Source organism: Sphingomonas sp. Root241 (assembly GCF_001428865.1).
In the GTDB taxonomy this organism is placed as follows: domain Bacteria; phylum Pseudomonadota; class Alphaproteobacteria; order Sphingomonadales; family Sphingomonadaceae; genus Sphingomonas.
In genome coordinates, this window is record NZ_LMIV01000001.1 from 321,053 (window position 1) to 334,218 (window position 13,166).

The 13,166-nt window shown below is 66.3% G+C and carries 10 protein-coding genes; 5 read left to right on the top strand and 5 right to left on the bottom strand.

Annotated features, from left to right (window positions below; translation table 11 throughout):
- The first annotated feature begins 76 nt into the window (after positions 1-76).
- Positions 77-520, top strand: coding sequence for a hypothetical protein (locus ASE13_RS01640; RefSeq protein WP_235536806.1), 444 nt, complete (start codon positions 77-79; stop codon positions 518-520).
- A 24-nt stretch (positions 521-544) separates the two neighbouring features.
- Here ASE13_RS01640 and ASE13_RS01645 read toward each other — a convergent pair whose 3' ends face one another.
- Complete coding sequence (locus ASE13_RS01645) at positions 545-1,120, bottom strand: DUF3617 domain-containing protein (RefSeq protein WP_056610526.1); 576 nt, start codon at positions 1,118-1,120, stop codon at positions 545-547.
- A 592-nt stretch (positions 1,121-1,712) separates the two neighbouring features.
- Here ASE13_RS01645 and uvrB point away from each other — a divergent pair.
- The 4 genes from uvrB (at position 1,713) to ASE13_RS01665 (ending at position 6,171) form a co-directional block, all read left to right on the top strand.
- Positions 1,713-3,908 carry an excinuclease ABC subunit UvrB gene (uvrB, locus tag ASE13_RS01650; RefSeq protein ID WP_056610528.1) on the top strand — a complete coding sequence of 732 codons (2,196 nt, stop codon included), beginning with the start codon at positions 1,713-1,715 and terminating at the stop codon, positions 3,906-3,908.
- A 107-nt stretch (positions 3,909-4,015) separates the two neighbouring features.
- Positions 4,016-4,456, top strand: coding sequence for a hemerythrin domain-containing protein (locus ASE13_RS01655; protein WP_268801268.1), 441 nt, complete (start codon positions 4,016-4,018; stop codon positions 4,454-4,456).
- Between the two features lie 54 nt (positions 4,457-4,510).
- Complete coding sequence (locus ASE13_RS01660; protein ID WP_056610534.1) at positions 4,511-5,059, top strand: hypothetical protein; 549 nt, start codon at positions 4,511-4,513, stop codon at positions 5,057-5,059.
- A 497-nt stretch (positions 5,060-5,556) separates the two neighbouring features.
- Positions 5,557-6,171 (top strand): hypothetical protein, encoded by a 615-nt coding sequence (locus ASE13_RS01665; protein WP_056610537.1) that lies wholly within the window; start codon positions 5,557-5,559, stop codon positions 6,169-6,171.
- A gap of 59 nt (positions 6,172-6,230) precedes the next feature.
- On the opposite strand, the gene ASE13_RS01670 is transcribed toward ASE13_RS01665, so the two are convergent.
- The 4 genes from ASE13_RS01670 to ASE13_RS01685 are packed head-to-tail and all read right to left on the bottom strand — an operon-like array spanning position 6,231 to position 13,093.
- On the bottom strand, positions 6,231-8,270 hold the full coding sequence (locus ASE13_RS01670; protein ID WP_056610541.1) for a tetratricopeptide repeat protein: 2,040 nt from the start codon (positions 8,268-8,270) through the stop codon (positions 6,231-6,233).
- Positions 8,271-8,298: 28 nt separating this feature from the next.
- A complete protein-coding gene (prsR, locus tag ASE13_RS01675) occupies positions 8,299-9,651 on the bottom strand; it encodes a PEP-CTERM-box response regulator transcription factor (protein WP_056610543.1) in 1,353 nt (450 codons plus the stop codon).
- Positions 9,648-11,705 carry an XrtA/PEP-CTERM system histidine kinase PrsK gene (gene prsK, locus ASE13_RS01680; RefSeq protein ID WP_056610546.1) on the bottom strand — a complete coding sequence of 686 codons (2,058 nt, stop codon included), beginning with the start codon at positions 11,703-11,705 and terminating at the stop codon, positions 9,648-9,650. Before prsK ends, prsR begins: the two co-directional genes overlap by 4 nt.
- A complete protein-coding gene (locus ASE13_RS01685) occupies positions 11,705-13,093 on the bottom strand; it encodes a TIGR03013 family XrtA/PEP-CTERM system glycosyltransferase (protein WP_056610549.1) in 1,389 nt (462 codons plus the stop codon). The genes prsK and ASE13_RS01685 overlap by 1 nt, the downstream gene beginning before the upstream one ends.
- Positions 13,094-13,166: the final 73 nt, after the last annotated feature.

A 13,166-nucleotide genomic window follows, 5' to 3' on the forward strand; every position in this document is an offset into this window, starting at 1 on the left:
AGGCGGCGTCCCCGCAGGAGTATCGTCGGCGCTCGGGAGAGGGGCCCTGGAACAGATCAATCGACGCACGATCCGCGTGCCGCGCCGCTACGACACCAGCATCGACCGGGCGGGACTGGCGCTCGGCGCGGGCAGTGCGCTGGCCGGCATGGTCGTGCTCATATTGCTGTTGCTCGGCGGCCAGCGCGAACCGCTCAACCTGCTCGGCGGCTGGCTGATCGGCGGAATCTTCTCGGGGCTGGCGATCACCGCGGTGGGCGGGCCAGTCTGGCTGGTGATGCACGTCGCCGGGCTGCGCCGGGCCTGGCACGCGGCTTTGGTCGGCGCGGTGACTGCGATGGTGATCTTCGTCGGCGCGCAGACCTATGGCTTCGGGATGCTCGACATGCCCGAGATGGATGGCCGCACCCTGTGGTTCCGCTGGCTGAGCGCGGCGGCATCCAGCCTGCTCCTGGCGGGGCTCGCCGCCGGTATCGCCGCGATCATGTGGCGGATCGCCTATCGCCGCAACGAAGGCTGAGCCGCGCGACCCGGCCGGCCGCGTTCAGCCCTTCGCCTGCGCCGCGCACTCGCCGACGCGCGTGCCGGTGGAGCGCATCCGGAGCAGCGAATAGCCCCGCTGGCCCTTGGTGCCGGTGCGGTTCTCGGTCACCACATCGAAGCCGGTCGCCGAATTGGTGCCGTTGATCAGCAGCGTCGTGCCCGGTTCGCTGGCCTTCTTGCTGCACTGGATCTCGGCGTCGACCTTGCCGCCCTTGGAGACATAGCGGACGAACGTGCACGCGCCCGCCGCCTTTTCCAGCTTGGAAATGTCGAACGGCTTCAATTGCTCGGCGGTCTTGCACTCGGTCGCTTCGCGCTCGAGCGATTTGGCGAGCTGGAGCTGCCGCGCGCCGTCGCCGCCCGGCCCGACATCCACCGCCTCGATGCGCAGCTCGGCCTTCCACAGCCCGGGCTTGACGGCGGTCTTCGGCGCGGCGGCCTTGATCAGCTTCGCGACCTGCTCGGTCTTTGCGTTGGTGACCTCGATCTCGCCGGTCTCGGCGGCGTGCTTCTCCTCGGCGGACTGGCAGCCGGCCAGCGCAAGGGCGACGGTTCCGAGGACGATGGTGGCGCGCATGTGAGGTTCCCTGTCGGTTCTGCGCTCTCCAAAAGCCGAATTGGCGGCGCTTGGCAATGCGGCTGTGTCGGGAGGCGAGTGTCTCAGGCGGCTATCGAGCGGTAGCGGACGCAGCCGCCATTTCCATTACTCGTCACCCCGGCCCTGTGTCGGGGTCGACTGTGCGACTCGCGAGCAGCTAGAGGATCTTGCTGCTCTCTCGCGGCTTGGTGGACCCCGGCACAAGGCCGGGGTGACGAAGAAGTAAGAGTCGCCGAAGACGAAAGGCCGCTCTTCATCAATCCAGGCTTTCCTGGCCGCGAAAGTAGACGCCAGAAGCGGCCAGGCAGCTTCCGCCCCAATTGCGGACAATATTCCCTCTCCCCTTCAGGGGAGAGGGAGAACTGGCTCAAAGCTCTGGTAAAATAGGATTCGATCTGCTTTTGTTCCAACCATGAGCAAGCAGCGGAATCCCCGCATACTGTACAGCGTCGCTTCAGCGTCGCCTCCCCGGCGCAAACCTGCCGCTTCCGGCGAAAAACCCGCTATCGTGTCAAGCGTGTCAACCAGACAGGCTGATTGCGTCCCCCGATAAAGGTCCCATATCCACGCCATGCCGATCCAGATCCGCACGTCGCTCGAAGAGCCCGATACCGGGCAGAACTTCGTCCCCCATCGCCCGAACCGCCCCGAGAAGAGCGAGGGCGGCAAGGCGTTCAAGCTGGTCAGCGACTATCAGCCCTCGGGCGATCAGCGTTATGCGATCCCCGAACTGGTCGAGCAGGCGCGCGCCGGCGAGCGCGATCAGGTGCTGCTCGGCGTCACCGGCTCGGGTAAGACCTATACCATGGCCAAGGTGATCGAGGAGCTCCAGCGCCCGGCGCTGATCCTCGCGCCCAACAAGATCCTCGCCGCGCAGCTTTATGGCGAGTTCAAGAGCTTCTTCCCCGACAACGCCGTCGAGTATTTCGTCAGCTATTACGATTACTATCAGCCCGAGGCCTACGTGCCCCGCTCGGACACGTATATCGAGAAGGAAAGCTCGGTGAACGAGGCGATCGACCGGATGCGCCACTCGGCGACGCGTTCGTTGCTCGAACGCGACGACGTGATCATCGTCGCCTCGGTCTCGTGCCTCTACGGCATCGGCTCGGTCGAGACCTACAGCGCCATGATCTTCGACCTGAAGAAGGGCCAAGTCCAGGATCAGCGCGAGATCATCCGCAAGCTCGTCGCGCTCCAGTACAAGCGCAACGACCAGGCGTTCGCGCGCGGCAATTTCCGGGTGCGCGGCGACAGCCTGGAGATCTTCCCGTCGCACTATGAGGACACCGCGTGGCGCGTGTCCTTCTTCGGCGACGATATCGAGGAGATCACCGAGTTCGATCCGCTGACCGGCAGCAAGGTGGCGAGCCTCGATTATGTCCGCGTCTTCGCCAATTCGCACTATGTGACGCCCGGGCCGACGCTCAAGCAGGCGATGGAAGGCATCCGTCACGAGCTGACCGAGCGGCTCAAGGAGCTCGAAGCCGAGGGCAAGTTGCTCGAGCATCAGCGGCTCGAGCAGCGCACCAATTTCGATCTCGAGATGATCGCCGCGACGGGCTCTTGCGCGGGCATCGAGAATTACAGTCGCTTCCTCACCGGGCGCCTTCCCGGCGAGCCCCCGCCCACCTTGTTCGAATATCTGCCCGAGAACGCGCTTCTGTTCGTCGACGAGAGCCACCAGACGATCGGCCAGATCAACGGCATGTCGCGCGGCGATCACAAGCGCAAGATCACGCTGGCGGAGTACGGCTTCCGTCTGCCCTCGGCGATCGACAATCGCCCCTTACGCTTCAACGAATGGGACGCGATGCGCCCGCAGACGACCTATGTCTCGGCGACCCCGGGCAATTGGGAGATGGAGCAGGCGGGCGGGGTGTTCGTCGAGCAGGTGATCCGCCCGACCGGGCTGATCGACCCCCCGGTCGAGATCAAGCCGGTCGAGGAGCAGGTCCAGGACCTGATCCAGGAGTGCAAGGCGACCGCGGCCAAGGGCTATCGCACCCTGGTAACCACGCTCACCAAACGCATGGCAGAGGATCTGACCGAATATATGCACGAGGCGGGACTGAAGGTCCGCTACATGCATTCGGATACCGAGACGCTGGAGCGCATCGAGCTGATCCGCGACCTGCGGATGGGCGTGTACGACGTGCTCGTCGGTATCAACCTGCTGCGCGAGGGGCTCGACATTCCGGAGTGCGGCCTCGTCGCGATCCTCGATGCCGACAAGGAGGGGTTCCTGCGCTCCGAGACTTCGCTGATCCAGACGATCGGCCGCGCCGCGCGCAACGTCGACGGCCGGGTGATCCTCTATGCCGATCGCATGACCGGATCGATGGAGCGCGCGCTCGCCGAGACCGGGCGCCGCCGCGAGAAGCAGCACGCCTATAATATCGAGCACGGCATCACGCCCGAGACGATCAAGCGCAACATCGGCGACATCATCGCGCATGTCGCGTCGAAGGACGGCGTCACGGTCGAGATCGACGCCGATCGCCCGCACATGGTCGGCCACAATCTGCGCGGCTATATCGAGGAGCTCGAGAAGAAGATGCGCGATGCCGCCGCCAATCTCGAATTTGAGGAGGCCGGACGGCTGCGCGACGAGATCCGCGCGCTCGAAGCCGAGGAGCTCGGCCTGCCGGCAAGCGAGCACAAGGCGCCGATCATGGGCCGCTCGAACGAAGGAAAGCCCGGCACCCGCAAGACGAGATACGGCAAGCAGACCAAGATGCGGATGGGCGGGGGGCGTTCGCGCTGATCGGCTCGAGCGTGCCGACTTGCGGAGCGCAAGTATCTCCGTAAGGACCCGTAATGGGAACTTTACCGACTAACTGCTGTTCACAACCTGTGCTCTTGATCCTGAGCATGGGAGACGAGCGAGTGATTGAGGGACTTTGCGCAGAACACCGGGCCCTCGAGGCTCAGGCTGCGCAATTGCTCTCGATCGTGTCTGCCCCGGTACCCGATGCCGCCGCCGTCGCCGCGATGCGCTGGCGGATGGCGCAGGCGCTGTTCGATCATTGCAATCGCGAGGATTGGCTGATCTACGACCGGCTGCTCTTCTCGGGTGATGCGGTCGCGACGCGGATCGCATGGCTGTATCGCCAGGAGCATGGCCTGCTCGGGCCGTCCTTCGCCAATTATGTCGCTACCTGGCCCGTCGATCGCATCACAAAGGAATGGGAGCGTTTCCGCGCCGAAACCCGAATCCTGATGGCCGGCCTTGCCGAGCGGATCAAGCGCGAGGAGGAAGTGCTCTACCCCCATGCCGAGCGAGTCATCGCGCGCCGGCAGGCGGCGGCCTGATCGGAGCCTGATCAGCGGTTGAGGCGGCGGGGGACTTCCCGCATAAGGCGCGGCATGCGTCGCTCCTCCGTGTTCGCCAGCGTATCCGCCGGGGCCTTGTCGCTCACGGGCTGCGTTGCCCCCAGCCAGCCCGCGCCCCGGCCCGCGCCGCCGGTCGCCGCTCCCAGGCCCGCGCCCGTGCCGACTCCCACCCCCACACCACCCCCGCCGCCGGCCAGCGCGGATTGGCGCGATTGGCCGCTGACGCCGGGCACCTGGAGCTATCGTGCCGACACGCAGGGTAGCATCGCGTCGTTCGGCCTGTCGGGCGCACCCGCCGAACTCACGCTTCGCTGCGATCGTGCCCGCAGCCGCATCGTCCTGACCCGTACCGGTCTGGTCTCGGCGGCGGCGCTCATCGTCCGCACTACCAGCATTGCCCGGACGCTCCCCGTCAGCCCCGTCACGACGGGCGCGGCCGCCGATCTCGCCGCGCGCGACATGCTGATCGACGCAATGGGCTATAGCCGCGGGCGTTTCGTGGTGCAGGGCGGTGGGGCGCCGACGCTGGTCGTGCCCGCCTGGGCCGAAATCCTGCGCGTGGCGGAGGATTGTCGCGGTTGAGTCGCATCGCGACGCGCGTGCGGCGAACCACAGACCTTTGAGAATCGCACCATCTGCAATGCATTACAAGACTTGTTCTGCGACTCGCGATGATTCAAGATTCGTCCGTGGCGGCAAGCCACGCTCGTTCTTCAACTTGCGAAAGGAGGTGATCCGATGTCTCATGGTTCAGCAATGGGGTCGGTTCAGTTCGTTCGGGAGACGCGCCGCTGAGCTGAAGGCGCGGACGGAAGTCCTCCGTCCGTAGGGCAAGCGGGAGGTATTCTCCTCCAAACAACGCTCGCCAGCCCTCGGCATAGCGGCCCGCATGGTCTCCCGGGTTGGAACGCTCCGACCGCTGACCATGTCGGAGGTCGCCGGGTCCCTGATGGGGCCCGGCGGCCTCTCTCATTTCTGGAGGTATCGAGCGGCCCAACGCTGCTGGTCGGCGGTTGCAGAAACGCAGGCCCGCGCTTGACTCGTTCGGCGCCAATGGCATGTTGCTTCTACAATAGCCGATGAAGAGCGAAGCAGCGGCCATGCAATGCAGGAGAACCGACATGCTTCCGGGCAAGGTGATGCGGATTGCAATTCTGTGCGCGGCGGCATTTGTTTCGGCGCCCTGTGTGGCCCAGGAGCCAAGCCGGCACCTAGCCACGGTATCGGATCTTCGGACCTTCGCCATTGTCGGAGCGGACGATGCGCGCAGTGGAGGGGCATTCGATCAGATCGCGGAGCTCTCCACCGCGGAGCTGGAGAAAAAAGGATATCGTCTGGCCGTACCTGGGCAGACGCCCGATATAGTGGTCAAGTTGAGCCACCGGGTGAGGAGCCTGCGGAGCGGAGCGTCCGGCACGAGCTTCATGCCGGAGCCCAGTGCGGTCAACAGTACGAGCGCGTCAGAGCCTTATCCCTATCCTTCGGGAGCGATCGGCGGTCGGGCTGGCCGTGGGCGGATCGTCTGGAGCGCTCCGGAGGTGGAATCTTCCCTTGCGGTCGAGGTTTCGAGTGCGGGGGGCTTGTCGCTGTTTGCGGACGGCGTGCGTAAGCGACAGCTTCCGCGAAGCGTGAAGCTTGCCTGGAAATCATTGGTGGAAGCTGCCTTCGAGAGATTGCCTTCCGCCGGAAGCTGAGAATCGTCCTGCGCGAAAGCCGCTCGCGCGGGGCCGGCCCTCCTGGTTTCAGCGCTGGATCAAGACTGCGCCGCCATCGCCGTCGCCGCGGCCCGTTCGCCAAACCAGGGATCGGCCAAGGCCGCCTGCGCCTGCGCCCGCGCCTCCGGGTTGCGCCCGAGATCGGCATAGACCTGCGCCAGATGCCAGCGCAGGCCCGCATGATGCGGCGCCAACACCACGGCCTTTTGCAGCAATTCGACTGCGGCGTGCGCGTCGCCACCCCGATACAGCGCCCAGCCATAGGCATCGGCCGCCACCGGGTTCGACGGCGCCAGCGCGTACGCCGCCTCGCCGAAATCCGCGGCTGCCTCGACTTCGTCGGCACCCGCATATGCCATCGCCAGATCGGCATTGAGCGCGGCGTCGCCGTCGCCGATCCGGGCGCGCAGCAGTTCGAAGGTGTCGATCGCCGTCTCAGTGTCGCCCGCCGCGAGCTGCCAGCGCCCCGAGAGGCGCAAGGCGGCGACGTTCACCGGGTTCTGCGACAGGAACAGCGCCAGCACCTTGGCGGCGTCGGCGCGCTGGTCGGCGCGGTCGAGCGACTCTATCAACCGCAGCATTACCGGCTCGTCGAAGCGAAGGTCGGCGGCCCGCCGATAGGCCGTGGCCGCATCGGCGGGGCGATTCATCAGCATCAACGTGTCGCCGACGAGCAGATGCGCGGCAGGCACGCCGGGGTTGTGCGCGGCGATGTCCTGCGCCTTGGCGAGCGCCCCCGCTTTGTCGCTCTGGCCGATCAGCGCGCGGATCAGCGGCACCAATGCAGCGGGATCGCCCGGCCGCTGTGCCGCGTCGGCGGCAAGCACCGCGATGCTGTCGTCGGCGCTGAACGCGTTCGCATTGCCCTGCTCCGGCCATGCGGCGCGATCGAGCAATTTCGCCGCAGCCGCGCGGTCGCCGATCCGCTCGAAGCCGCGCGCCGCCAGGGTCAGCGAATAGCTGTCGGCATCGCCGCGCACGATTACCGGGCGCAGCAAGTCGATCGCATTGCGCGCGCTGTCGGTGCGCAGCAGTGCGACGGCGAGCAGTTTCCGGGCCGCGATGTTCATCGGCTGGTTGGCGACCAGCGGCTTCAACTTCTCCATCGCCTGCTCGTAATCGGCCGCTTCGATGTCGAGCGCGCCGCCGAGCAGCAGAGCCGCGGGGACCTGGGCAAGCCCGCCCCCCGCATGCTCGATCAGCCCGCGCGCCAGGTCGCCATTTCCGGCCCGTGCGGCGATCACCGCTTGCAGATATAGCGCCTGGGCACTGCCGGGCCGTACCGCCAATGCGCGCCGGGTTGCGGCGAGCGAATCCAGCGTCCGACCGGCATCGCCCAGGGTCGCCGCATATTCGATCAATGCGTCATGGTCGTTCGGATCGCGCTTCAGCGCCGCCTCGAACCAGGGCAGCGCCGCGACCAGCCCGAACTGGCTGCGCACCATTTCGCCGCGCAGCATCAGCGCGTCGAGATTGCCGCCGTCGAGCTTCACCGCCTGCTCGGAAGCCTGGATTGCGCCCAGCACGTCGCCGGCGGTGAGCTCGAGCCGGCCCATATCGACCCAGACATCGGCATCGCGCGGAGTGATCCGGGCCGCTTCTTCCATCGCCGCAAAGGCGGCGGCCAGCTTGCCCGACAAAGCCAGTGCCCGCGCCCGGATACGCAATGCATAAGCGCGATCTTCCGGGGCGGCCTTGCTCGCTTCGGCGAGCGCCTTTTCTTCCTGGCCCTGAAGCAGCAGCGCGTGCGCACGCAGGTGCGCGACCTGCCGGGGCTTGTAGCCGGCGTCGATCGCGCGCTGCAATTCGGCTTCGGCGCCTACGCCGTCGTCGAGCGCGAGCATCGCCTTGGCGAGCGTGAGATGCGCCTGGGCATTGCCGGGGTCGGCGCGGACGGCGGCGAGTGCCGCTTCGCGCGCCGCAGTGGCATTATGCGCCGCGAGCAGCTTGCCGCTGCGCTCCACGGCTTCCTGCGCGGCCGCGGGGTTCAACCGCGTCGACGCCGTCATGAACCATGCCGCGAGCACCAATGCGAATGCGCCAAGCGCGCCGCCGATCACGATCAGGCGGCGGAGCATAGGCTTGCGCCGGGCGGAGCGGGAGCGCTTACGGCTGGAGGTCATAGGCCTTCATCAGGTCATAGAGGGTCGGGCGGCTGATCCCGAGCAGCCGCGCGGTGCCCGAGATATTGCCTTCGGCGCGGGCCAGCGCGTGGCGGATCGCCTTGCGGTCGGCCAGCTCGCGTGCGGCCTTGAGGTTGATCGGGATCGGATCGGCCTTGTCCTCGAGGTCGAGATCGGCGGCGGTGACGATCTTTCCCTCGGCCATGATCGTCGCGCGCTTCACTCGGTTCTCGAGTTCGCGGACATTGCCCGGCCAGTTCCAGGCATCGATCGCAGCCAATGCGTCGGGCGCGAAGCTGCGTACTCCCGTCTGCATCGCAGTCGCATATTTGGTGAGGAAATGCCGCGCGAGCAGCCCTGCGTCGCCTGGGCGCTCGGCGAGCGATGGGATGCGGATGACGATTTCGGCGAGGCGGTAGTAGAGATCTTCGCGGAAGCGCCCTTCGGCGACCATCGCGTCGAGATCCTGATGTGTCGCGCATACGACGCGGGTGTCGACCGGGATCGGCTTGCGGCTGCCGATCCGCTCGATCACGCGCTCCTGCAGGAAGCGCAGCAGCTTCACCTGCAAGGGCAGGGGCACGTCGCCGATCTCGTCGAGGAACAGCGTGCCGCCCTGCGCTAGCTCAATCTTGCCTTCGGTGGTCTTCACGGCCCCGGTGAAGGCGCCCTTTTCGTGCCCGAACAGCTCGCTTTCGAGCAGGGTCTCAGGGATCGCCGCACAGTTGATCGCGACGAACGCACCCTTCTTGCGGGGGCTCGCATCATGGAGTCCGCGCGCAAGCAGTTCCTTGCCGGTCCCGCTCGCCCCGAGCAGCATCACCGATACGTCGGCGCCGGCGACGCGTTCGATCGTGCGCGTCACCTTGAGCATCTCGGGCGCGCCGGTGATCATGCCTCCCAGCACCGCGCCGGCCTCGGCACGGTCGGCGAGGCGGCGATTCTCGGCTTCCAGTGCATGGACATGGAAGGCGCGCGCGACGATCAGCCCCAGTGCGTCGATATCGATCGGCTTCTGGTAGAAATCCCATGCGCCGAGCGAGATCGCCCTGAGCATGGATTCATGCGCGCCATGCCCGGACGCGACGATCACCTTGGTGTCGGGGCGGAGCTGGAGGATCGTCTCCAGCGTCGCGAAGCCTTCGGTCGTCCCGTCCGAATCGGGCGGCAGGCCGAGATCGAGCGTCACCACCTGCGGCTCCTCGGCGCGGATGACGGTGATCGCCTCCTCGCGATTGGCGGCGGTGTGGATCTCATAGCCTTCATAGGCCCAGCGCAATTGGCGCTGGAGACCGGCATCGTCCTCGACGATCAGCAGCTTCTTGAGCTCGGTCATGCGGCGCGCTCCTGGCGGAGATCGGCGGCGTGTGCGGCCTTGAGCACCACGCGGAAGCGGGTACCGTGCCCCTCGCGCGACATGACTTCGATCCGCCCGCCCATCGCCGCGGCGATCTGGCGCGCCTCGAACGCGCCGATGCCGAAGCCGCCGGACTTGGAGGAGACGAAGGGCTTGAACAATTTGTCGCGCACGAAGGCCGGAGACATGCCGCAGCCCTGATCGATCACGTCGATGGTAACATTGAGTCCATCGGCGCCGACCAGGATCGTCACCGGCGCATCGGCTGCGCTCGCCTCGATTGCGTTCTGGACGAGATGGTTCAGCAGCTGCTCCAGACCCATGGGGTCGGCGTGCGCTATCGCATTTGAAACGCCTGAAATATGCACCGGATGCTGCCGCGCGCGCGCAGTCGCCGCGCGACGGACCACAGGCTGAACCTCGATCGCGTGCGGCGCCTCGCTTCGCCCGCGATGATGCTGCGAGAGCCGGGCCAGCAATGCGTTCATCCGCTCCGCCGAGTCCTTGAGCGTCGCCACCATGTCCGCCCGGAATTCGGGCTTGTCGGCATGCCGCTCTGCGTTGCGCGCGGTGAGGGTGAGCTGGCTCACCAGATTCTTGATGTCGTGGAGGATGAATGCGAAACGTCGGTTGAATTCGTCGAAGCGCTGCGCGTCGGCGAGCGCCTCCTGCGCACGTGCCTCGGCGAGATAGCTCGCCACCTGTCGGCCTGCGACCTTGAGCAGATCGAAGTCCTCCCAGTCCAGCGCGCGGTCGAGCGGCGGGCGGGCGAGCAGGATCGCGCCGGCGAGATTGCCCAGATGGGGCAGCGGCACCAGCACCCAGGCATCGGCCATGTCGAGCATCCATCGCGGTATCGGTGCGGCGTCGGGAGGGGACGAGTCGCCGCGGATGCCGTCGAGTTCGATGATCCGCCCCGTGGCGGCGAGATGGTCGGCGAGCGGCGCATCGCTGGCGACGGGGAACGATCCGCGATCCCAGTTCCAGCTGGCGCCGGGGCCGAGCCCGACGCCGTCGGGCACGAGCAAAAGGCCGGCCGGGGATTCGGTCAGGTCGGCGATCGCCTTGACGATCCGTTCGTCGAGTGGCGCGGCGCCGTCGGGCGCGCCCAACGTCTCGGTAAAGCGCATCCATTCGGCGCGATAATCATAGCGATGGCGGAAGAGATGCTTCGCCAGCTTGACCTTGGTCCAGGCGCGGAGCCACCCATTCGAGACGAGAGTGAGGATCGCGGCGGTCGAGCCGAGCACGAACGCCGTCTGGAATATCCGCGCATTCTCGCCGCCGATCGTGGCGATCGCGCTGGTCGCGAGCGCGAGCAATGCGAAATAGGCGCCGATCGCGACCAACGACAGCGATTGATAGGCAACCGTGCGCGAAACCTGGACATCCAGATCGCCCTTGCGCTGGAGCGCAGTGACCATTGCGAGCGCCACCGCGATCATCGCCACGCCGCGCGCCGCGATCGATTGCGCGTGCGGCTCGGCACCGACATATTCGGTACAGCACAATGCGAATTCGGCGATCCACATGCCGGCCAGTGCAATCACGATCCAACGCAGCCCGCCTCCCGCCGAAGGATTGAGTGCCGAATAAAGCGCCTGCGCCAGCACCAGGGCGGCAACGGCGACCAGCATGCGGAGCAGCAGCGCCGTGCTGGCGATCTGCTCGGCGGCAACGGACGCGTCGACATTCGCGGCGATGTGAAACACCAATGCGCATACGCTGACGAGCGCGACCACCCCATAGACGGTGCCAAGCGCGAGCGGCGGACGATCGTTGGCGTCGCGCCGGTGCAGCGTGATCATGAAGCCGAGCCACGCAAGGTTCCGGAGCGTCTCGACGATCCGCGTCACCATCTCGCCGGCACCGATCCCGGCGACTGCCAGCGCCCAGAGCGACGTCAGCGCCAACGCCAATGTCAGGGCGCGGCGCGGCGAGCCGCTCGTCGGGGCACGGGCCGTCCACAATGCGACACCGCCGAAGAGCAAGGCGGCCAGCGCGTGGCTCCACAGGATCAGCGTCGCGGTCATCAGCGTGCGCCCGCGGGGAACAATACGACGCGGATCGTCTGGAGCAGGATCAGCAGATCGAGGAAGGGCGAATAGTTCTTGGCGTAGAACAGGTCGTATTCGAGCTTCTGGCGCGAATCCTCGATCGAGGCGCCATAGGGATAATTGATCTGCGCCCATCCCGTGATGCCCGGCTTCACCATGTGGCGCTCGGCATAATAAGGCAGCTTCTGCTCGAGATCCTCGACGAATTGCGGGCGTTCCGGGCGCGGGCCGACGAAGCTCATCTCGCCCTTGAGCACACTCCAGCATTGCGGCAGCTCGTCGATGCGCAGCTTGCGGATGACTCGGCCGATCCGGGTGATGCGCGGATCGTCCTTCTCGGCCCAGACCGCTTTGCCGCCGACCTCGGCGTCCTGGCGCATCGAACGCAGTTTGATGACGTCGAAGCCGACGCCGTAGAGTCCGACGCGGCGTTGGCGATAAAAGGCCGGGCCCTTGCTCTCGAACCGAATCGCGATCGCGGTGACCAGCACGAGCGGAAGCGTCAGGACCAACAGCAACAGGCTGGCGCCGATATCGAACAGCCGCTTGAAGGCGCTCGATACCATTCGGCCCGAGGAAAAGCCGTCCGAGAAGATCAGCCAGCTCGGATTGACGCTGTCGAGGTCGACGCGGCCGGTCTCGCGCTCGAGGAAAGTCGAGATCTCGTTGACGTGAACACCGGTGGTCTTGACCCGCAGCAGGTCCTTGAGCGGGAGCGCGTTGCGCCGCTCCTCGAGTGCGAGCACGACTTCGCTGGCGTTGAGCAGCACGACGTGGTCGGCGAGATTGTAGATGGCATCGCGCGCGATCGCCTCCGGGATCACGCGATTGGCCTCGCTCATCGAGACATAGCCGACGACGGCGAAGCCGGCGCCGGGCGCCTTGGAAAGCACCTTCAGGCGCGCGGCGCGCGGGCCCGCTCCCAGCACGACGATGCGCCGCTTGAACGCCTGGCTTCCCAGGGTCTTGCCGAGCAGGACGCGCAGGAAGATCAGCAGCACGACCGACAGGCCCATCGCGTACAACAGGTTGGAGCGCCAGAAACTGATCTGGGGGATCATGAAATAGAGGACGCTGAGGCCAATCACGCCCAGCGAGATCGCCACGATCAGGCGCGCCATGGCGTAGCGCAGCGACTGGAGCGCATCGGCGCCATAGACGCCGACGGCGATCATCGCGACTTCTATAAAGGCGGCATAGCCGAGCAATTGGGGCGCGCGCGTGGTCATCGGCAAGGCGGCCATGCCGACTTGATGCGCGCGCAGGATCCAGCCGAGCTCGCCTGCCGCTACCAGCAGGACGATGTCCAGCAGGCCGAGCAGCAGCACGGCATTGGGCACGTAATGCTTGAACAGGCGGATCATGGTGCGCCCAGCACTATCGGCTAAGTGTAAACAAATCCGACACGCGTTGCCGTACGTGCGAAAGTGTCGGAAA